Source organism: Sinobaca sp. TMA16-18, from assembly GCF_059510535.1.
The window spans coordinates 50,241-70,577 of record NZ_JCAKFM010000002.1; the positions used below are offsets into that span (position 1 = coordinate 50,241).

The window sequence follows — 20,337 nt, forward strand, 5'->3', positions numbered from 1 at the left end:
ATGAAAGCAGAATATAAAGGGTATAGGTAGACAAACGACTGCCAAAACGATGAAAAGGGGTGCAGAAATGAAAAAATTAATCAACCAGACAGACGATATCCTGGATGAGATGCTTGAGGGCATGGTGGCTGCCCACCCAAACGAAATTAAACGACTGGCGGAAACAAATGTAATCGTTCGCAGTAATGCTCCAATAAAAGGAAAAGTAGGATTAGTGAGCGGCGGTGGAAGTGGTCATGAACCAGCACATGCAGGCTATGTCGGCCATAAGCTGCTTGATGCAGCAGTATGCGGTGAAGTATTTACCTCGCCGACCCCGGATCAGGTATATGAAGCGATAAAAGCAGTAGACGGCGGGGTGGGAGTGCTTCTTATCGTTAAGAACTACAGCGGTGACGTCATGAATTTTGACATGGCAGCGGATATGGCAAAGGACGAAGGAATCAAAGTTGAGCAGGTGATTATTCGTGATGATGTGGCGATAGCCAACCCGGAAGACCGCCGCGGGGTAGCGGGAACTATTTTTATACACAAAATTGCCGGTGCTGCAGCCGAGTCCGGTAAATCTTTAAAAGATATAGCAGAATTAGCCCAAAAAACAGCGGACAACGTTTTCTCCATGGGTGTATCGTTAAGCCCGAGCACGGTTCCAGCATCAGGCAAACCGGGATTTGAGCTTAAAGAAAATGAAATAGAAATTGGCACGGGAATTCACGGAGAACAGGGGATAGAGCGTAAATCCCTGAAGCCGGCTGATGACATTGCAGAAGAGCTTGTACAAAACCTGCTCAAGCATATGGATATTAAGAAAAGCCGGGTTGCTCTGATGATTAACGGCCAAGGATCCACCCCTTTAATGGAGCTCTACATTATGAATCGAAAAGTTAGTGAGCTGATAAGTGAACAAGAAGCAGAAATCAAAAAAACATTTGTCGGAGAATATATGACCTCTATTGAAATGGCAGGGTGCTCGGTAAGTATCTTAAAGCTTGATGATGAGCTCGAATACTTCTTACACTAGAAAAACGGGGGAAATCGCATGAATCTTACTACAGAAACAGCAAAACAATGGTTTCTTGCAGCCGGACGTGAAATTCAGGAAAACAAAGGCTACCTATCAGAGCTTGATCAAGCTATAGGCGATGGAGACCACGGCCACAATATGGCACGCGGCTTTTCGGAAGTCGAAAAAAAGATTGCCACGGAAACCTATGAAGATGTAGGAGGCGTAGTAAAAGATGCTTCCATGACTATGATTTCCAAAGTCGGCGGAGCGGCCGGACCACTGTATGGAACGGCTTTTCTAAAAGCCTCCGGAGTTTGGAAAAACAAAAGCGAACTGTCGGATGAAGATTTCACGGAAGGTCTGAAAGCAGCGATTGACGGGATCGCTAAGCGCGGGAAGTCCGAACAGGGCCAGAAAACGATGCTCGATGTATGGATCCCGGTTCTCGAAGAAGCGAAAAAGGGCAGTATTGATGTGTGGCAGCTGGTCAGGACTGCTAAAGAAGCAATGGAAAAAACGGAAGATATGGAAGCGAAAAAAGGGCGCGCTGCCTATTTAGGGGACCGATCCATCGGTCATCTCGATCCTGGAGCGTATTCGTCCTACCTGCTGTTTGAAGCTTTAGCGGAAGCAGTAGATGCAGAAGGAGAAAAAAACTAATGGCTAAAGTAAGCACAGTAGTAGTATCCCACAGCCGCCAGCTGGCTGATGGTGTAGTAGAATTGATCAATCAGACAAAGCAGGAAGATGTCATTGTGATTGCTGCAGGGGGCACGGAAGATGGGGAAATAGGAACGTCACCTGATTTAATCAGCGAAGCGTTGAAAAAAGCCGATAACCCTGCGGGGACCGTTGTTCTTTTTGATTTGGGCAGTGCATTAATGAATACGGAAATGGCGCTGGACATGCTTGATGAACTTGAAGGAGAAGTTATGATTGCCGATGCACCTTTAGTAGAAGGTGCCTATGTGGCAGTGGTGGAAGCGGGCATGGGGAAAACCCTGCAGGAAGTGCAGCAGTCAGTAGAAAAAGCTAAAAAGTGGAACAAAAAAACATAAAGAGACGGATGCCGAATCGGCACGTCTCTTTTTGTTTCAGCGCTGTGCTGCCCGGTATCCAGACTGCTCCGCCTGTTCCGGTGTACAGAATAATTCTTCTTCTTTGGTCTGTTCATAATGCTGTCCACCGGGAACATGATAAATCCGTTCCCCACTGGAGCTGTGATTGCCCTTAACAGTCGGGTCTTCGCAGTCTGCTTGAAAAGAAGGAGCGGCATGCGAAGCGGTCTGGGGATGAAAGCCTTCGTCGGACACGTAGCCTTCTATACTCCATATGCCTCGCTCCGCCTGGCGGGCTTCCTGTTCTATGTCACGGAATGCACCTTCATAACGGGTATTAGGTTCGTATACGTATGCTACCCGGGCAAGCCCCTCTTCCAACAGCTGTTCATTAATCATCTCGTCCCCCCGCCAAATATAGGCTAGAAAACGGTCGTACCGGTCTCGTGTCGTTGTATCAACTTCGACTTCTATAGAAGAGCCCTCCGGCAGTGTTTGTTTTACAAAACTGCTGGCCTCGGGGCCGAAAGGCTGAACTGGTTCATCGGGGTGTACGGTTTCCGGTGTATCCACCATAAGAAGCCGCACTGTTTCTTCCGTGCCGTCATTCATTGTAATCCGGAGAGTGTCGCCATCTACGACCCGATCTACCGTAGCTGGAATTCGTCCATTAGTAGTTTCGGCATCGCTGCAGGCGGCTAAACTGAGAAAAAATAAAGCGGCCAACACAAAAAGTATATGTTTCATAAGGGCTTCTCCTTTTCTTTTTTATCATGTTCCAGCTCTTGAAGAAGGATACGAAGCCGGCGCACGTCTTCTTAATAAAGAAAATCAGCCAGACCAGAAAATCAATCCCGCCCATTCATTTGTAGACTAGGCAATAGAGACAGATAGAACAGCTAACGTTATCATGATGCATTCGTATACAATATGAAACCGGTTTGTATTCATTACAGAGCCTCTTTTCTACCATTATACCTATTTCTGTTTTTATTTTGGAAAAGGGGCCGCAGTGTTTGAATGAATAAAACAAAAAATGGAATATTTTCAGGGGAAAAAGGGAATATGTATACAAATAAGCACTTATTTGTAAAAATATTTATTTACATTAAAGACCGAAAGGATGATTGGCATGCCGGTACATTATCAAGACCAGAACATTACCGTATTTCAAAGTGCATTGTTCCAAACGACATCAACTGTCGCTGTAACCGAAGAAGCGGTTATTATTGTAGATCCTACCTGGCTGCCTGAAGAAATAAGAGAAATACAAAATCATGTAGCGCTGGTAAGCAAAGGACGGAAGCAGTACCTTGTTTTTACACATTCTGACTACGATCATATATTAGGATATCATGCCTTTCCGGAAGCTGTAACTATTGCTTCAAGAGCTTTTGTGTCCAATTCCAAAAAAGAAGAAATCCTGGAGGAAGTTAAGCAGTTTGATGACAGCTATTATATTGTAAGGCCATACGGAATAGAATACCCGTATATTGATATTATTGTTGATAACGATGAGCAGATGATTGAAACAGGCTCTCATACGCTTACTTTTTATCTGGCACCCGGCCACAACGTGGACGGTATGTTTATTTTAATTGACCACCTGGGGGTACTCATTACCGGAGATTATTTAAGTGATGTGGAATTTCCGTTCATATATCAAAACAGCGAGGCCTATGAGAGGTCTCTTCAGAAAATCAACAGCCTTTTCGAACAGCAGAAAATTAATTTCCTTGTGCCAGGTCATGGTTCTGTTACGTCAAGCCCTGCGGAGATTAAAGACAGGCTTGATGACTCTCTTTGGTATATTGAACAGCTTCGCAAGACAACAGAGGAAGACGGTGAATACCACGTACTCGAGGCTTTCGTGGACGGATATGGATTTTCAACGTTTATGAAGAAAATGCACCACAAAAACATTGAGCTTGTAAAACGGGAAAAAGATGCTTAAAGTGAAAGATAACAGACTCTTTAAATAGATTTTCATTTTTGCTAAAGGAAGCGATAAAATGAAAAAAGCAGCAGCTATTGGAGGCTTATTACTTCTGTTGGGAGCAGCTGCCTGCTCTGCAGAAAAAGCAGAAGAGCCTGCAGAATCTTCTAACACTGAATCAGATGCTTCAGCAGAAGAAGAACCACAGTCCTCGGAAGTAAAAAGCGAAGAAACGGGGCCGGAAGTTCCACCCCTGAATGCAGAAGGAATGGTGGAAGATCCTGATGCAGTAGATATGCTTGTAAACCGCGATTATCATTTATCGTCTGATTATGAGCCGGATGACCTGATACAGGCAGATATCCGATATGCTTCCCCTGGAGACGATCCGAAAAATCTGATCAGGGAGCCTGCATCAGCATCCCTGGAAGAGCTTTTCGCTGATGCGGCGTCTGCCGGGCATGAACTGTATGCCATATCCGGCTATCGTTCTTATGACCGTCAGGACGCTATTTTTACCCAGAACGCAGAACGGGATGGGGAAGAACAGGCTAACACTTACAGCGCAAGGCCCGGAGAAAGTGAACATCAGAGCGGACTTGCTATGGACGTGAGCTCCCGGACTGTTGGAAACCAGCTGAATACCGATTTTGGAGAAACAGCTGAAGGCCGGTGGGTAGCTGAAAACGCCCATCTGTATGGGTTTATCGTACGCTATCCGGAAGACAAAACAGACATCACAGGCTATCAGTATGAACCGTGGCACCTTCGCTATGTAGGAGAAGACCTGGCCGAAGAGCTGTATGAAGAGAACTTAACACTTGAAGAGTACTACGGGACCGAAGAATAAAAGAGGACAGCAAAGTCTGTTCTCTTTTTTTGTGGGCGAGTGTCAGTACGGTCCAGCGTGCACTTTTTTATTTTAGAAGATAATTTCCGCGGGCGGTTTTCTATGGTAAGATATAGTGGTGTTATTCTGTTTAAATAGCATACAGCCGCTAAAATTAGTAGATGGTCTGTCTACATATATACTATTGTCCTGTACCTTCTGTATTTTTAGATAAAGAATACAGATATTTGGAGTGCTTTTTCAACAGCACATATCCGACACGATGTTATTTAGATTAAAAACCTTGGTGTTAAAGAAGAGGAGCGTTTAGTAGTGTACATTGATATTGATGGCGTGAACGTCCATTACCAGGTATCTGGAGAAGGAGCAAACGTCATGCTGCTTCACGGATGGGGGGCAAATGTTCAAACGTTTGCACCAGTCCACCAGCGTCTGGAAAAGGATTTTAAAGTATGGTCTATTGATTTCCCCGGTTTCGGCCAAAGTGCTGAACCACCGGAGCCCTGGTCTGTAGGAGATTATACGGAGATGCTCGGAAAGCTGATCCGCAAGCTTGAGATTGAAGATCCAATTTTAATGGGTCATTCTTTCGGCGGCAGGGTGTCTATTAAGTATTCAGCAGCCAACGCTGTCAGGAAGGTTATTCTCGTTGACAGCGCAGGCGTTCTTCCAAAACGGACCTTTAAATACTATTACAAAGTGTATACGTATAAAACGTTGAAGAAATTATTGAAACTGCCTCTTATTAACAAATACGAGCAGACGATAATGGACCGTGTAAAAGGGAAAGTCGGCTCTTCTGATTATAAAGATGTTTCCGGCGTTATGCAGCAGACCTTTGTCAAAGTAGTCAATGAAGATTTAACCCATCATATGCCGGATATTAAAGTACCTGTTCTTCTTGTATGGGGAGAAAACGACGAAGCTACACCGGTAGCTGATGGAAAACGAATGGAAGAATTAATACCCGATGCGGGATTGGTCGTATTGAAACGTGCAGGCCATTATTCCTACCTCGATAATTTAAATGAATTTATCGTTATTATTGACCATTTCCTCCAAAAGGAAAAAAAGGAGGCGGCAAGCCTTGATTAGTCTGCTTATTTTACTGTTTATTATTGCCTGGGGGTATTATACGCTGCGTCTTGTGAAGCGAAGCACGCATATGCTCCAGCTGAACAGTTATAGAAACGAAAGAATCTGGAAATGGATGAAAGAACATCAGGACCGCGTGTTTCCTATTAGAAGCTTTTGGCCGCTGCTAGCGCTGCTGCCATTATTTGCAGGAAACGTCTGGCTCGCGCTGACCATTGGAATTATAGTATACGGTGTTAATGTATTAATGATGCAGGAGACAGCAGAGAAAAAGAAGCTGGTCGTAACCAAAAGAGTCCGGCGCCTGTTTATTACGGTTACGTTATTGTACGCAGCGGTTATTATCGTCGGGCTGTCGCTCAGTGCCGGTATTAACGGTTCTTATTTCTGGCTTATTGCCCTGGCCATTCTGACAAACATTTTCGTGTACTTTATGGTGATGATGGCAAACTTAATCAATATGCCTATTGAACGCCAGATTAACCAGCATTTCTTTAATGATGCGGAACGGATTATTAAGTCCATGCCTAATCTGGAAACCGTCGGAGTAACGGGAAGTTATGGCAAAACAAGCACAAAGCATGTGTTGGAAGCCGTTCTTTCCTCTCAGTTTAATGTTCTGATGACACCGGAGAGCTACAATACAAGAATGGGTATCACATTGACTATCCGTAATATGCTCAAGCCGTACCATGAAATTTTTATAGCGGAAATGGGTGCCAAACAAGAACATGACATTCAAGGCGTCTGTGACCTGGTCCACCAGAAATACGGTATTATTACAGCTATCGGTGAACAGCATCTGGAGACATTTAAGACGCTTGATACCATTAAGAAAACGAAGTTTGAAATTGTGGAAAGCCTGCCAAATGACGGCACCGCGTTTTTAAACAAAGACGATGAAAATATCATGTCCTATGAGCAGCGCAACCAGGTACGCACGATGTATTATGGAATCGATGCGGAAGATCTTCACTTCCGTGCAGATAATATTGCGTTTTCTTCTAAAGGGTCCACTTTTACTATTATGAAATATGATGGCAGCTCCGTGGATGTAGAGACAAAGCTGCTTGGTCGTCATAACATTTACAATATCCTGGCGGCAGTAGCTATTGGTTCGGAAAAAGGTATTCCGTTAGAGAAAATGGCACGTGCCGTGAAAAAGCTCCAGCCGGTGGAACACCGCCTGGAGCTCAAGAAGCCGCAGGGGAACATTACGATTATTGATGACGCCTTTAACTCCAATCCGGTAGGGTCAAGGATGGCACTTGAAGTGCTTGGCCAGATGCCGGAATACAAGATGCTGATTACTCCGGGAATGATTGAACTCGGAGATAAAGAGTACGACCTGAATAAAGCATTTGCCGAGTATGCGGCGGATGTGTGCGATTTTATTATTTTAGTAGGGAAAAAGCAGACAAAGCCTATGCAGGACGGCCTTCTGGAAAAAGAATTTCCGGAAGAGAAGTACTACGTAGCCGCTGACCTGCAGGATGCCTTAAATAAAATGCACGAGAAAGCTGTCCAAAAATCCATTGTGTTATTGGAAAACGATCTGCCGGACACATTTAATGAGTAGAGAATGCGAGGGACTTACCTATGAGAACTAGAGTTGGTGTTTTTTTCGGAGGAATATCTGTAGAGCACGAGGTATCGGTTATTTCAGCGGTACAGGCAATGCATGCCCTTGATGAAAAATTATACGAAGCAGTACCTGTTTATATTGCAAAAAACCGCCAGTGGTATACAGGAGAAGACCTCCGCGACATTGAAAACTATAAAGACCTTAACCAGCTGTTTGAAAAGCTGCAGAAAATTACTGTTACGGGCGGGGATGACGGCGGCGTAGTGCTGCAGAAAAAGCCTGTTCCTAAATTCGGGAAGCGTGTTGTCGCGGAAATTGACGTGGCTTTCCCTATTGTTCACGGTACGTTTGGAGAAGACGGCGTGCTGCAGGGATTCTTTGAACTAATGGATATTCCTTATGTAGGGTGTGACGTTATGTCCTCTGCTGTCGGTATGGATAAAGTGATCATGAAGCAGGTGCTCCGTGATGCACAGATTCCGGTTCTTGATGACATTTGGTTTTACGGTACGCACTGGTCCGACAATCCGGAAGGAATTACCGCGTTAGTAGAAGAAACGCTGGAGTATCCGGTAATTGTGAAGCCGGCTAATCTTGGATCAAGCGTAGGCATCAGCAAAGCCGGAGACCGCGATGAACTAAGAAGTGCGGTGGAAGAAGCGATGGAATTTGCCAGCAAAATTCTTGTAGAGCACATGGTTGAAGATATGAAGGAAATTAACTGTTCAGTTGTAGGCGACTACGAAGAAGTAGAAGCTTCCGTATTGGAAGAAGTATTGAAAACAGAAGACATTCTAAGCTATCAGGATAAGTATCAGGGCGGCGGCAAAGGCGGCGACGGTGCAAAAGGTATGGAAAGTACAGACCGTGTCATTCCAGCGCCCTTGGATGAAGAGCAGACAGAAGATATTCAGCAGCTGGCAAAAGATACGTTCCAGTCACTTGGCTGCAGCGGCGTCTCACGTATTGATTTTATGATCGACCAGGCAACTGATATGATCTATGTAAACGAAATTAATACAATCCCGGGCTCCCTTTCCTTTTATCTTTGGGACCCAGCGGGCAAAGATTATACAAGCTTGACGCATCAGCTGATTCAAATGGCGTTGAAGCGTAGAAGAGAACGCGAAAAACTTACGTTCTCGATTGACTCAAACTTATTTTCCACCCAGAGCGCAGGCGGGCTCAAAGGTGGAAAAAGCGGAGCTAAAACAGCATCCCGCAGCTAGTTGGAAAAACAGTAAGAATCGGAGAAATGTCTCCGGTTCTTTTTTCTTTTTCTGCAATAAAAAGATTGCATCCTATAATTTCATGGGGTATAATATCATTTGGCAGTAAGGAATTCATCTGTCTTTGTTTGTACGGCCCGTTGGTCAAGTGGTTAAGACACCGCCCTTTCACGGCGGTATCACGGGTTCGAATCCCGTACGGGTCACCATTATTTTTTTGTTTATACCAAGCAGATCAATGTGGAAAGTTTGTTTTGGAGGGGTAGCGAAGTTGGCCAAACGCGGCAGACTGTAAATCTGCTCCCTCTGGGTTCGGCGGTTCGAGTCCGTCCCCCTCCACCATTTAAAAATAGAACGAGCCATTAGCTCAGTTGGTAGAGCATCTGACTTTTAATCAGAGGGTCGGAGGTTCGAATCCTCCATGGCTCACCATTTTTCAATCATGACAATAAAGTCATGGTTTTTTTTGTGTTTTAAGAGAAGAAAATAGAATTTAAAATCGAGGATAAAAAGTAAAAAAAAGGAAAATATCTCTAATAATATGCATATAAAATACATAATTTTAAATAGCTCGTTATATTATCTTCCGAAAAGCAAAGCGGGAAAGAAAATTCATGCTACCTTGATGAAAGAATTTACTTTGAATATATGAGGTGGGGCGTAGCATGAGAGTTAAAGACATTTTTAAATTTAAAGATGAACGTATTAAAATTCTGCATTTCTGCTGGTTTGCTTTTTTTGTTTCTTTTTTCGCCTGGTATAATATGGCGCCGCTTGCTACAACTATGATGGATGATATGGGCTGGCTGACTACTCAGCATATAGCAGCACTAGGCATTATTAACGTAGCGCTGACAATTCCGGCCCGAATTGTAATAGGGAGTTTACTGGACCGCTTTGGACCGCGTATCGTTTATTCTTCTTTATTGGTACTTATGTCTTTTCCTACTTTTATATTTGCATTTGGAGACACCTGGATGCAGCTGATGATTTCGAGGTTGCTGCTTGGAAGCATCGGCGCAAGCTTTGTTGTTGGTATCCGGATGGTATCCGAATGGTTTCCGCCTAAGCATGTCGGCTTTGCAGAGGGTATATACGGCGGGTGGGGGAACTTCGGCTCCGCGGCCGCTGCGATGCTTCTTCCTTGGCTCGCGCTGACTCTTTTTGGAGGAGACCAGGGCTGGAGATATGCGGTAGCGTTTACCGGAGTCGTTACGTTTGTATATGGTTTTATCTTCTACTTTAACGTCAAAGATACACCGGACGGGCGGGCAATGATCAAGCCGAAGAAAGCAAGCGCCATGGAAGTAAGCAGCTATAAGGATATGGTCCAACTCATTTTCTGGACGCTTCCCCTCGGCGGAGCATTAGCTCTCAGCGTATGGAGAATTGAACAGCTCGGATTTGTGTCTGAACCGGCGTTGTATACAATATGGTCGCTTATTGTTGTTGTTGTTATTTATCAGGTATACAATATTTTAAAAGTGAATCTGCCCATTTTGAAAAAAGGGGTTCCGGAAGACGATCGTTATAACTTTAAAACGGTAGGGGCGTTGAATAGTACGTATTTTGCGAATTTTGGAGCCGAACTTGCCATTGTAGCGATGCTGCCGATGTTTTTCCAGCTTACCTTCTCGCTTTCTCCTGCCAATGCGGGGCTGATAGCTGCATCGTTTGCGTTTATTAATCTGCTGGCCCGGCCGCTTGGAGGCGTTCTTTCTGATAGAATGGGAAGCCGCCGGAAAATTATGCTGATTTATATGTTTGGTATCTCCTTTGGCCTGATTGGGATGGGAATGATCAATTCCGGTTGGCCGCTGTACTTAGCTGTACTGGTGACTATCTTTACTTCCATGTTTGTACAGGGAGCAGAAGGAGCCACGTTTGCGATGGTGCCGATGGTTAAAAAACGCATTACCGGTCAGGTAGCCGGTATGACAGGTGCTTACGGAAATGTCGGAGCTGCTGTGTACTTAACGCTTTATACGTTCGTTACGCCCCAGCAGTTTTTCTTTATACTGGCAGGGGGAGCGTTCGTCAGCTTTGTGATCTGTTATTTCACACTGGAAGAACCACAGAATTCTTTCAGCGAGGATTACTACTACTCTGAAGACGATCTTGCCCTCGCAAGGGAATCAGATGAGAAGATAGCTGAACAAGAAGTAGCCGCCTACAAGCGGTAAAATACAGAACGCCTAAAGCTTCGGCCTCTGCCGGAGCTTTTTTGGTGAACCGGCTTGAAAGCAAAAGCTTTGTTGACGGCAAAAAATATGAATGGTATAGTGGAACATGTCCTAGAAAAAAGGGAATGTTCATGCGGGTGTAGTTTAGTGGTAAAACCTCAGCCTTCCAAGCTGATGATGTGGGTTCGATTCCCATCACCCGCTCCATACATACTATGATAGAAGGGGCCTTAGCTCAGCTGGGAGAGCGCCTGCCTTGCACGCAGGAGGTCAGCGGTTCGATCCCGCTAGGCTCCACCATTTCTATAAAATACAAAGCTGTCGGCTGTAAGCCGGCGGCTTTTTTGTGCGTCCATTTGTTAAAATAGTCGTCAATATCCGAAACAGAAGAACCGTGGTACAATAAATTGTGCTTAATTGGAATAGAAATCCATTCCTCTTTGAAATCAACGGAAACGAACTATACATATATTTGTTTTGAAACGAAAGGGTTTATTCTGCGTAATTAAGAGACCCGGAAAGGGTGGAGGTCATACGAGATGGATGCGGTTGTCAAACGTCTGATTAAAGCGATAAAAAAAGAAGACGATCAGGATGCTTTTGCAGAGCTTGTGGACCTGTATAAAGATAAAGTGTACCAAATCGCATACCGGATGACCGGAAACGCTTATGAGGCTCAGGACGTTGCGCAGGAAGCATTTCTCCGGGCTTATGCCAATTTGGAAAGCTATGATGAATCCAGAAAGTTTTCCACATGGCTGTTTCGAATCACCACCAATCTCTGCATCGACCGGCTCCGCAAGAGAAAACCGGATTATTCCCTTGATGCGGAAATCCAGGGAACCGAAGGGCTGAGCGGCTATTCCCAGCTGTCTTCAGAAGACCTGCTGCCGGAAGAGCAGGTAGTAGCCTTTGAAATGCAGGAATGGGTGCAGACTGAAATTGCAAAGCTCCCTCCTAAATACCGGTCTGCTATTATTCTTCGATATATTGAAGATTTATCGATAAAAGAAATCGGCGATATTCTCGATCTTCCGGATAATACAGTAAAAACCCATATTCATCGTGGAAGAGAAGCGCTGCGTAAGCGGCTTAGAAATATTTAAGAGGGGAGGGACTGTCATGGCCTGCCAGAAAAAAGAAGAAAAACGAATCGATCAGTATGTAGATGGAGAACTAAATGCCGTCGAACGAAAAGAACTGTTTGCCCATTTTGAGAAATGTCCGGACTGCGCGGCGCACTACCGTGAGTTAAACAGAACCGTCATGTTTGTCCAGAGTACGTCCCATATAGAGGCGCCCATCCGCATGACAGACCAGATCATGCAGAACCTTCCTTCCAGAAAAAAGAAGCCCGGCTGGAAAAAGTGGGGCAGGAAACATCCGGTATTGGCAGCAGCGGCTATTTTTCTGCTGTTAATGTCATCAAGCATGATGTCTATCTGGAATGACCAAAGCGGCGGCCAGATCGCAGTAGCCGGAGGAGAAAATGTAGAAATTGATCATGAAAACGGCAAAGTGATTGTGCCCGCAGGAGAAGTTGTTCACGGGGATCTAATGGTCCGCAATGGTGAAGTAGAAGTGCATGGGGAAATACAGGGGGACCTTACAGTCATCAACGGAGAACCATATTTAGCTTCAGCCGGCCGGGTAGCCGGTGATATTGAAGACGTAGACCAGGCTTTGGAGTGGATGTGGTATTACGTCAAGAAATTCACGACGGAAGCATTTACCTGGAATACAGAAGAATAAAATCACATGTGCTATTTTTTTCATCGACAGTGAAACAAAGAAGGAACAAAGAACGTCTATACACACTTCAGAAAAGAAAAGACCACTGTCGTTTTCAAGAAGAACAATAGAGAACTTGTGCTATAATGAATCTGTTGTTTTCTTTTTTTCGTTAGACAAAAATGGAGGAAAAGCGCATGTTTTTTGGAGAGGATTTTAACCTGTTGCGAACCCTTGGCGCAGTAGTGGACATTGTGCTTGTTGCCTACGTAGTATATAAACTGATTACAGTAATCCGGGGAACAAGGGCAGTTCAGCTCGTTAAAGGGATCTTATTTATTCTTATTATATGGTTTTTAAGCAGTGTATTTGGCCTGAGAACACTGCAGTGGATTATGTCCCAAGCCGTTACATACGGGCTTCTGGCCATTATTATTATCTTTCAGCCGGAGCTTCGAAGAGCGCTTGAGCAGCTCGGAAGGGGCAGGTTATTTGGACGTGCTTTAATGGCTACAGAAGAGAGCTCACGAAAAACGGTGGATGCGATCACGAAATCTGTACGGTATATGTCCAAGCGCCGAATCGGTGCGTTGATATCCATTGAAAAAGGCACGGGCATGAATGATTATGTAGAAACAGGCATTCCAATGAATGCCACGGTTACCTCGGAACTGCTCATTAATATTTTTATTCCGAATGCTCCTTTGCACGATGGAGCGCTGATTATGCGAAACAATGAAATTGCAGCAGCGGCCTGCTATCTGCCGCTGTCCGAAAACCCTTTTATCTCAAAAGAACTGGGAACCAGGCACAGAGCAGCTCTTGGCATCAGTGAAGTGACGGACTGCCTGACAGTCGTAGTTTCTGAGGAAACCGGCAGTGTATCGGTGACCAAAAACGGAGAACTGCACCGTAATCTAGATGAAGAAACGCTTCTCGCCATGCTGGAAAAAGAACTGATTTCCGATGATCGTAACAGCAATGGTTTGTGGCAGTGGGGGAGGTCCTAATTATGATGGATAACATGTTTAGTAATAAATGGTTTGTCCGTTTTATATCCTTGTGCATTGCTATTATGCTGTTTATGATGATCAATATGAGTAATAATGTAAGCAATCAGGCAAGCGTACTGCCTGACCAGGAAGACAGCACGTTTGAACTGGAAGACGTGGAACTTATCGTAGATTATGATGAAGAAAATTATTCTGCTACAGCTACGACACCGGATGATCTGCGCGTTCAGCTTTCCGGCTCCCAGACCTCTCTTACATTGTTCCAGCTCTCCAATACGTCTTACGAAGTGTTTGTAGACGTGGAAGGACTTGGAACTGGGGAACACCAGGTGCCGATTGAAAACAGAAATTTCCCGGCTGACCTTGAAGTCTCTGTCACTCCGGAGTATGCTACGGTAGTGGTCGAAGAACTGGAGAGCGTTTCTTATCCGGTAGAAGTAGAGCTGACCAACGAAGATGAAACAGAAGAAACGTACCAGGCGGATGATTTCACAGTCACCCCCGGCAATGTTACTATTCAGGCCGGCTCCAGTGTACACGAAAGTATAAATGAAGTTTCCGCATTCGTCGATGTATCTGGAGCGGCCAGTACGATTGAAGGCGAGAAGGAAGTAGTCGCCTATGATGACCAGGGAAATGAGCTTAATGTCCAGATCGAGCCACAGGCTGTAAATGTAACAATGGGAGAAGAAGGCACATCAGCTGAAGTGCCGATTACTTTAACGAGAGAAGGAACACCGCAGGACGGAGTTAGTATTGCAGCCCTCAATCCTTCCCAGGAGGAAGCGTTGGTATCGGCACCACAGGATGTGCTTGATACCCTGGATACGATTGAAGCACCTGTTGATTTATCAGGTATTGGCGAAGGAGGCGGAACGATTGAAGTAGCGCTTCCGCTTCCGGAAGGAGCCAATGCTGTGCAGCCTGAAACGATTGAAGTAGAAGTTGAAACTGGAGAAGGCGGGACAACTTCCTTCTCCAATATTCCTATAAATGTTGAAAATGTTCCAGAAGGACGAACAGTGCAGTGGGAGTCTCCGGCAGGCGGAGCCATGAACGTATCAGTAGAAGGAACGGCTGATTCGCTTGAAGGCCTTAATGCCGGGGATATTTCTTTGAGTGCGGACTGGCAGGAGGGTGGGAGCACTGCTCCCGGTACAGCCAAAACTCTCACACTGCAGGCGTCCGGGCCGGATAATATAGAAGTTACTCCTGCCTCATCCGAGATAATCGTCTCTACTGTAGAGAATGAAGAAGACTCCGGGGGAGCTGCCGAAGAATCGGAAGAGCCGGACGAAGCCCAGACAGACCCTGAAACAGAAGAGGGTGGGGAAAATGCTCCGGAAAGTCCGGAGGAACCTTCGCCTGAGCCTTCCCCAGAGCAGCCTGAAGAAGAAACCCCAGTGGAGGAATCCCCTGCCGAACCCGATACTACAGAAGAGCCGGAAAATGGCCAGAACGATGTAGAAAGCAGTGAAAACGGGGAAGATACCACTGGAAGCGTGCAGACAAATCAAACAGATAATGAAAATGAAGGAGAGATAGATAATGGGTAAATATTTTGGGACGGATGGTGTTAGAGGTGTTGCCAATACGGAGCTTTCTCCTGAACTGGCATTTCGAATCGGCCGAGCCGGCGGGTACGTACTTACGAAAGAAACTGAAAACCCTAAAGTGCTTATTGGAAGAGATACACGCATTTCAGGTGAAATGCTTGAAGGAGCCCTGGTAGCAGGACTTCTTTCCATCGGAGCAGAAGTAATGAGGCTCGGTGTTGTTTCCACGCCGGGAGTTGCTTATTTAACAAAAGCATTAAGTGCCCAGGCCGGTGTAATGATTTCAGCTTCCCACAATCCGGTGGAAGATAATGGAATTAAATTTTTTGGATCGGACGGCTTTAAGCTGACGGATGCCCAGGAAGCAGAGATTGAAGTACTGCTGGATGGAGAGGATACTCTTCCACGGCCGACAGGAAAAAGCCTTGGCATCGTAAATGATTATTTTGAAGGCGGCCAGAAATATATCCATTTTCTCAAGCAGACTATCAACGAAGACTTTGCCGGCCTGCATGTAGCGCTTGACTGCGCACACGGAGCTGCCTCGGCACTTGCACCGCATCTGTTTGCAGATCTGGAAGCAGACATTTCTACGATGGGAAATAATCCGGACGGTTTGAATATAAATGACAATGTAGGATCGACCCACCCTGAAGGCCTTGCTGCTTTCGTGAAAGAAAAAGGAGCAGACATCGGACTTGCGTTTGATGGAGATGCGGACCGCTTGATCGCCGTTGATGAAAAAGGAACGCTTGTAGACGGTGACCAGATTATGTATATTTGCGCCAAGCACCTAAAGCAGGAAAACAGACTCACCGAGAACACACTGGTTACGACAGTAATGAGTAATCTTGGTTTGTATAAAGCATTGGAAAAAATCGGGGTAGAAACGAAAAGGACAGCAGTCGGAGACCGCTATGTCATGGAAGAAATGCGCAAAAATGGATTTACGCTCGGAGGCGAGCAGTCCGGTCATTTAATCTTCCTTGATCATATTACGACAGGAGATGGCATGCTTTCTGCGCTTCAGCTTGTTGATATTATGAAATCAACTGGAAAGAAACTGTCCGAGCTTGCTTCTGAAATGGAGATTTTCCCGCAGAAACTCGTAAATGTGAGAGTGCATAATAAACATGAAGTAGCGTCTAATCCGCATGTAAAAGAAGCCATTGATAAAGCAGAAAAAGAAATGGCCGGCAACGGACGTATCCTGGTGCGCCCTTCCGGAACAGAATCGCTTGTACGGGTTATGGCAGAAGCAGAAACCAAGGAATTGTGTAATCGTTACGTAGAAGAAATAGCAAGTATAGTTGAAGAACACATGGGAACCCAAAGAGCATAAAAGCGTCTTTCTGAGCATCTTGGGCCTGGCTGCCTGAGATGCTTTTTTTAGTTTGAATTTCTTTTTGTCTTTCCATTCCTTATCCCGGCTCTTGTTGATTGTTGGAAAGCCGTATTTCATTTTTGAAGGAGGAGCCGCACGTGCCGGAAAATGTTCTTTTTGCCTTTGCGTTGACTCTAATGGCAGGCCTGGCTACTGGAATAGGAAGCTTTCTGGCTTTCTTTACTTCTACGACTAATACTAAATTTCTTTCCGTATCGCTTGGGTTTTCGGCGGGCGTAATGATTTATATTTCGATGATTGAAATATATGTAAAGGCCCAGGAGTCTCTCGTAAGTGCTCTTGGGAACACGGGCGGCCAGTGGTCGACAGCCGGCGGTTTTTTTGGGGGCATGCTTTTGATTGCAGCCATTGACAGACTGATTCCCAAACAGGGCAATCCCCATGAATTAAAACGTGTGGAAGATATGGCTGTAGTCAACCGTTCCAGGCAGGAGCCGGACTTGTTGAAGATGGGGACATTTACGGCGCTGGCGATTGCCATTCATAATTTTCCGGAAGGGATCGCTACGTTTGCATCGGCTCTCGAAGATCCAACGCTTGGTATAGCGATTGCCGTCGCGATTGCCATTCATAACATTCCGGAAGGAATTGCCGTGTCGGTGCCCATCTATTTCGCTACTGGAAGTAAACGAAAGGCCTTTAAGCTGTCTTTTCTATCCGGCTTGTCCGAGCCGCTTGGGGCGATAATCGCTTTTTTATTTCTAATGCCTTTTTTAAACGATGTCACATTTGGCGTTATGTTTGCTGGAGTGGCAGGTATTATGGTATTTATTTCACTCGATGAGCTACTGCCTGCCGCGAAGCGGTATGATGAAACTCATCTTCCCATTTACGGATTGATTGCCGGAATGGCGGTCATGGCGGTCAGCCTGCTTTTATTTATCTAATAACCTACAAAGGATGTTCAATGACATGCAGGATATATGGACGCTTCTCAAATATTTGTTTCTGGGCCTTTTTCAGGGGATTACAGAACCTATCCCGATTTCTTCAAGCGGACATCTCGTTATTGTTCAGGAATTAATCGGTCTTGGCAATACAGGGCTTGAATTTCTGGTGCTCGTTAACTTTGGCTCGCTGATTGCTGTGCTGATAGTCTATTGGAATGATATTCTCAAACTTGCGACAAATGGTATTAGTTACGTTACGACAAGAAAGGCATCCGCACGCGGAGATTTCGATTTTATTTTGTATCTGGTAATCGCAACAATACCGGCAGGCGTTATCGGCCTGACGCTTGGAGACTTTATAGAAGCAGAGCTTGATAAAGTATGGATCGTGGGAGCTACGTTGATTGTAACTGGGTTTGCACTGTGGATTATCCGTAATCTGCGGGGCAGTAGAAACGATGGGCAGTTGAACTGGAAAGATGCTGTTATCATCGGTCTGGCTCAGGCTGTTGCTTTAATTCCAGGTATCAGCCGCTCCGGGGCAACAATTGTAGCTGCAATGCTGTTAGGTACAAAGCAGGAAACAGCACTTCGTTTTTCCTTTCTGCTTTATATTCCTATCAGCATCGGTACGACTGTGCTATCCTTAGATACGATCTTAGGAGAAAATCTTCCGGATATGTGGGTGAATTACCTGGTGGCTTTCGCAGCCTCCATTATCGCTTCCTACGTTTCCTTAAAGTGGTTTATGAACATTATGGCAAAAGGAAACTTGAAGTACTTTGCGATTTATTGCTTTGTTGTTGGTACCCTTGTACTTCTTTTTATCGGGTAATTGATAGAAAATATGCCAGGGAAAATGCCTGTGAGCACATGCTTACAGGCATTTTTATCTGGATAAGGTTTCAGTCCGTTGATATTTAGGGTAATCTATAAGAGTAGAATCATTTGTTCTCATAAAACGGCAGCTGAAGCCGAAAACCGGTTTCAGCCCTTTTTATGGAATGGGGTTCTTTTTTTAAGGACCGATAAGCTGTCTAATGGAAAAATTAATCATAGGAGAAGTGAACATGAAGAAAAATCACACAATGATGCAGTTTTTTGAATGGCACCTGGAAGCAGACGGGGCCCATTGGAACAGGCTTAAAGAAATGGCTTCTATGCTCAAGGAAAAAGGAATCGATTCAGTCTGGATTCCGCCGGCAGCTAAATCAGAAACACCCGACGATAATGGATATGGGGTATACGATCTGTACGACCTGGGAGAATTCGACCAAAAAGGGTCTGTACCGACAAAATATGGAACAAAAGAAGAGCTTTTGGAAGCTATTGCCTCCTGCCATGAGCAGGATATCTGTGTTTATGCGGATGTTGTGATGAATCATAAAGCAGCAGCGGACGAAAAAGAAACCTTTGAAGTTGTGAAAGTGAATGAAGAAGACCGCCATGAAGATATAGGAGAGCCTTTTGAAATGGAAGGCTGGACGAAGTTTACGTTCCCGGGTCGCGGTGACACCCACTCTGATTTCAAATGGAACCACACTCATTTTAACGGCACAGATTACAATGCCAGTGAAGATGAAGAAGGGATTTTCCGTATTCTAGGTGAAGACAAGACCTGGAACGAAAATGTAGCAGATGAATTCGGAAATTATGATTTTCTTATGTTTGCCAACTACGACTATAACAATCCGGAAGTCCGGGAAGAAATAATTTCATGGAGTCAATGGCTGACGGATACATTAGGGGTTGATGGTTATCGACTGGATGCCATTAAACATATAAACTATGATTTTGTGAAGGAATTTGCCGAGCAGGCGATGGAGCATGGGGGCGAGGACTTTTATATTGTCGGGGAATTCTGGCTCTCCGATCTTAAAGAATGCCAGGAGTTTCTGGATAACGTTGACTATAAGATTGACTTGTTTGATGTCTCGCTCCACTTTAATCTGCACAATGCCTCCAATGCGGGAGCGGACTATGACCTGCGTGAAATCTTTAATGATACGCTTGTTCAGTCCCACCCAATGCACGCAGTAACATTTGTGGATAATCACGATTCCCAGCCTGAAGAATCACTGGAGTCATGGGTGGAAGAACCGTTTAAACAAAGCGCCTATGCATTAATTCTGTTAAGGGAAGATGGTTATCCTTGTGTGTTTTACGGTGATTATTTCGGCATCAACGGTCCTGCACCGGAAGAAGGAAAAGCAGAAGAAATTGATCCGCTTTTATATGTGCGCAGGCATAAAGCCTACGGCGAACAGGAAGACTATTTTGAAGAAGCTAATCTAATAGGCTGGGTCCGCCGCGGAACCGAAGAAATGGAAGATTCCGGCTGCGCCGTTGTTATCTCCAATGAAGGGGACAACAGTTTAACGATGAATGTCGGAGAAGAGCATGCCGGTGAGGCATGGGTCGATTATACCCGTAACTGCAAAGACGAAATTATTATCGAAGAAGACGGCACTGCTTCCTTTCCTGTTATGGGAGAAAGCTTAAGCGTTTGGGCCACACCTGATAAATAAAAACAGAAGAATCCGGAAAAGTTACAGAAGAACTGTAACCCGGATTCTTTTTTTCGCGTCTAATGGTATGGGTTATCTTTACTTTACTTAATAATTCTTTTTAAAAAGATATTGCATTATATGGGAAAAGATAGTAAGATAACCATGATTCTATTTAACGAACAGGGGGATAGAGAAAACCGCATACTACAGCGCCTGAACTGTTCCGTACGGAGAACAATACGAGCAGTTGACGAGGAGGAGGTTCATCGAGCATCGGCGGATGCCTCCCG

18 protein-coding genes and 5 tRNA genes are annotated in these 20,337 nt (G+C 45.0%); 22 read left to right on the forward strand and 1 reads right to left on the reverse strand.

Annotation, left to right across the window (positions count from 1 at the left end; all coding sequences use genetic code 11):
* The first annotated feature begins 67 nt into the window (after positions 1–67).
* The 3 genes from dhaK to dhaM are packed head-to-tail and all read left to right on the forward strand — an operon-like array spanning position 68 to position 2,064.
* Positions 68–1,021, forward strand: a complete 954-nt coding sequence (dhaK, locus tag AC5W14_RS04030) for a dihydroxyacetone kinase subunit DhaK (protein ID WP_496060033.1) — start codon at positions 68–70, stop codon at positions 1,019–1,021.
* Positions 1,022–1,039: 18 nt separating this feature from the next.
* On the forward strand, positions 1,040–1,666 hold the full coding sequence (gene dhaL, locus AC5W14_RS04035) for a dihydroxyacetone kinase subunit DhaL (RefSeq protein ID WP_496060032.1): 627 nt from the start codon (positions 1,040–1,042) through the stop codon (positions 1,664–1,666).
* Complete coding sequence (gene dhaM / locus AC5W14_RS04040) at positions 1,666–2,064, forward strand: dihydroxyacetone kinase phosphoryl donor subunit DhaM (protein ID WP_496060031.1); 399 nt, start codon at positions 1,666–1,668, stop codon at positions 2,062–2,064. Before dhaL ends, dhaM begins: the two co-directional genes overlap by 1 nt.
* A 36-nt stretch (positions 2,065–2,100) precedes the next feature.
* On the opposite strand, the gene AC5W14_RS04045 is transcribed toward dhaM, so the two are convergent.
* The gene (locus AC5W14_RS04045) at positions 2,101–2,811 is read right to left on the reverse strand and encodes a thermonuclease family protein (protein ID WP_496193721.1); all 711 of its coding nucleotides are present in this window, start codon (positions 2,809–2,811) and stop codon (positions 2,101–2,103) included.
* A 385-nt stretch (positions 2,812–3,196) separates the two neighbouring features.
* Between AC5W14_RS04045 and AC5W14_RS04050 the strand changes: the two genes are divergently transcribed.
* The 19 genes from AC5W14_RS04050 to AC5W14_RS04140 all read left to right on the forward strand — a co-directional run bounded on the left by AC5W14_RS04050 (position 3,197) and on the right by AC5W14_RS04140 (position 20,065).
* A complete protein-coding gene (locus AC5W14_RS04050; RefSeq protein WP_496060029.1) occupies positions 3,197–4,018 on the forward strand; it encodes an MBL fold metallo-hydrolase in 822 nt (273 codons plus the stop codon).
* A 58-nt stretch (positions 4,019–4,076) separates the two neighbouring features.
* Entirely contained in the window at positions 4,077–4,850 is a 774-nt protein-coding gene (locus AC5W14_RS04055; protein WP_496193722.1) for a M15 family metallopeptidase, read from the forward strand.
* A 312-nt stretch (positions 4,851–5,162) separates the two neighbouring features.
* Positions 5,163–5,945 carry an alpha/beta fold hydrolase gene (locus AC5W14_RS04060; RefSeq protein ID WP_496060027.1) on the forward strand — a complete coding sequence of 261 codons (783 nt, stop codon included), beginning with the start codon at positions 5,163–5,165 and terminating at the stop codon, positions 5,943–5,945.
* Entirely contained in the window at positions 5,938–7,524 is a 1,587-nt protein-coding gene (locus AC5W14_RS04065; protein WP_496193723.1) for a UDP-N-acetylmuramoyl-tripeptide--D-alanyl-D-alanine ligase, read from the forward strand. Before AC5W14_RS04060 ends, AC5W14_RS04065 begins: the two co-directional genes overlap by 8 nt.
* Positions 7,525–7,544: 20 nt before the next feature.
* Positions 7,545–8,759, forward strand: a complete 1,215-nt coding sequence (locus AC5W14_RS04070; RefSeq protein ID WP_496193724.1) for a D-alanine--D-alanine ligase family protein — start codon at positions 7,545–7,547, stop codon at positions 8,757–8,759.
* A gap of 134 nt (positions 8,760–8,893) precedes the next feature.
* Positions 8,894–8,968, forward strand: a tRNA-Glu gene (locus AC5W14_RS04075).
* Positions 8,969–9,015: 47 nt separating this feature from the next.
* A tRNA-Tyr gene (locus AC5W14_RS04080) sits at positions 9,016–9,101 on the forward strand.
* 14 nt (positions 9,102–9,115) lie between these two features.
* Positions 9,116–9,191, forward strand: a tRNA-Lys gene (locus AC5W14_RS04085).
* Between the two features lie 233 nt (positions 9,192–9,424).
* A complete protein-coding gene (locus AC5W14_RS04090; protein WP_496193725.1) occupies positions 9,425–10,942 on the forward strand; it encodes a NarK family nitrate/nitrite MFS transporter in 1,518 nt (505 codons plus the stop codon).
* 133 nt (positions 10,943–11,075) lie between these two features.
* Positions 11,076–11,149: transfer RNA gene (locus tag AC5W14_RS04095), tRNA-Gly, on the forward strand.
* Between the two features lie 17 nt (positions 11,150–11,166).
* A tRNA-Ala gene (locus tag AC5W14_RS04100) sits at positions 11,167–11,242 on the forward strand.
* Between the two features lie 239 nt (positions 11,243–11,481).
* A complete protein-coding gene (gene sigW / locus AC5W14_RS04105; RefSeq protein WP_496060023.1) occupies positions 11,482–12,048 on the forward strand; it encodes an RNA polymerase sigma factor SigW in 567 nt (188 codons plus the stop codon).
* A gap of 16 nt (positions 12,049–12,064) precedes the next feature.
* Positions 12,065–12,694: a zf-HC2 domain-containing protein gene (locus tag AC5W14_RS04110; protein ID WP_496193726.1), complete on the forward strand. Its 630-nt coding sequence runs from the start codon at positions 12,065–12,067 to the stop codon at positions 12,692–12,694.
* Positions 12,695–12,870: 176 nt separating this feature from the next.
* Entirely contained in the window at positions 12,871–13,683 is an 813-nt protein-coding gene (gene cdaA / locus AC5W14_RS04115; RefSeq protein ID WP_496060021.1) for a diadenylate cyclase CdaA, read from the forward strand.
* A gap of 2 nt (positions 13,684–13,685) precedes the next feature.
* Positions 13,686–15,242, forward strand: a complete 1,557-nt coding sequence (locus tag AC5W14_RS04120; protein ID WP_496193727.1) for a CdaR family protein — start codon at positions 13,686–13,688, stop codon at positions 15,240–15,242.
* Positions 15,235–16,584, forward strand: coding sequence for a phosphoglucosamine mutase (gene glmM / locus AC5W14_RS04125; protein WP_496193728.1), 1,350 nt, complete (start codon positions 15,235–15,237; stop codon positions 16,582–16,584). Before AC5W14_RS04120 ends, glmM begins: the two co-directional genes overlap by 8 nt.
* 140 nt (positions 16,585–16,724) lie before the next feature.
* Positions 16,725–17,534 carry a zinc transporter ZupT gene (zupT, locus tag AC5W14_RS04130; RefSeq protein ID WP_496060018.1) on the forward strand — a complete coding sequence of 270 codons (810 nt, stop codon included), beginning with the start codon at positions 16,725–16,727 and terminating at the stop codon, positions 17,532–17,534.
* A 25-nt stretch (positions 17,535–17,559) separates the two neighbouring features.
* Positions 17,560–18,372 (forward strand): undecaprenyl-diphosphate phosphatase, encoded by an 813-nt coding sequence (locus AC5W14_RS04135; RefSeq protein WP_496193729.1) that lies wholly within the window; start codon positions 17,560–17,562, stop codon positions 18,370–18,372.
* Between the two features lie 235 nt (positions 18,373–18,607).
* A complete protein-coding gene (locus tag AC5W14_RS04140; protein ID WP_496193730.1) occupies positions 18,608–20,065 on the forward strand; it encodes an alpha-amylase in 1,458 nt (485 codons plus the stop codon).
* The last annotated feature ends 272 nt before the right edge of the window (positions 20,066–20,337 follow it).

Excerpts from the sequence above, each read along its gene's own strand:
- dhaK (WP_496060033.1), top strand. The coding sequence starts at position 68 with ATGAAAAAATTAATCAACCAGACAGACGATATCCTGGATGAGATGCTT.
- dhaL (WP_496060032.1), top strand. The coding sequence starts at position 1,040 with ATGAATCTTACTACAGAAACAGCAAAACAATGGTTTCTTGCAGCCGGA.
- dhaM (WP_496060031.1), top strand. The coding sequence starts at position 1,666 with ATGGCTAAAGTAAGCACAGTAGTAGTATCCCACAGCCGCCAGCTGGCT.
- AC5W14_RS04045 (WP_496193721.1), bottom strand. The coding sequence starts at position 2,811 with ATGAAACATATACTTTTTGTGTTGGCCGCTTTATTTTTTCTCAGTTTA.
- AC5W14_RS04050 (WP_496060029.1), top strand. The coding sequence starts at position 3,197 with ATGCCGGTACATTATCAAGACCAGAACATTACCGTATTTCAAAGTGCA.
- AC5W14_RS04055 (WP_496193722.1), top strand. The coding sequence starts at position 4,077 with ATGAAAAAAGCAGCAGCTATTGGAGGCTTATTACTTCTGTTGGGAGCA.
- AC5W14_RS04070 (WP_496193724.1), top strand. The coding sequence starts at position 7,545 with ATGAGAACTAGAGTTGGTGTTTTTTTCGGAGGAATATCTGTAGAGCAC.
- AC5W14_RS04090 (WP_496193725.1), top strand. The coding sequence starts at position 9,425 with ATGAGAGTTAAAGACATTTTTAAATTTAAAGATGAACGTATTAAAATT.
- sigW (WP_496060023.1), top strand. The coding sequence starts at position 11,482 with ATGGATGCGGTTGTCAAACGTCTGATTAAAGCGATAAAAAAAGAAGAC.
- AC5W14_RS04110 (WP_496193726.1), top strand. The coding sequence starts at position 12,065 with ATGGCCTGCCAGAAAAAAGAAGAAAAACGAATCGATCAGTATGTAGAT.
- cdaA (WP_496060021.1), top strand. The coding sequence starts at position 12,871 with ATGTTTTTTGGAGAGGATTTTAACCTGTTGCGAACCCTTGGCGCAGTA.
- AC5W14_RS04120 (WP_496193727.1), top strand. The coding sequence starts at position 13,686 with ATGATGGATAACATGTTTAGTAATAAATGGTTTGTCCGTTTTATATCC.
- glmM (WP_496193728.1), top strand. The coding sequence starts at position 15,235 with ATGGGTAAATATTTTGGGACGGATGGTGTTAGAGGTGTTGCCAATACG.
- AC5W14_RS04135 (WP_496193729.1), top strand. The coding sequence starts at position 17,560 with ATGCAGGATATATGGACGCTTCTCAAATATTTGTTTCTGGGCCTTTTT.
- AC5W14_RS04140 (WP_496193730.1), top strand. The coding sequence starts at position 18,608 with ATGAAGAAAAATCACACAATGATGCAGTTTTTTGAATGGCACCTGGAA.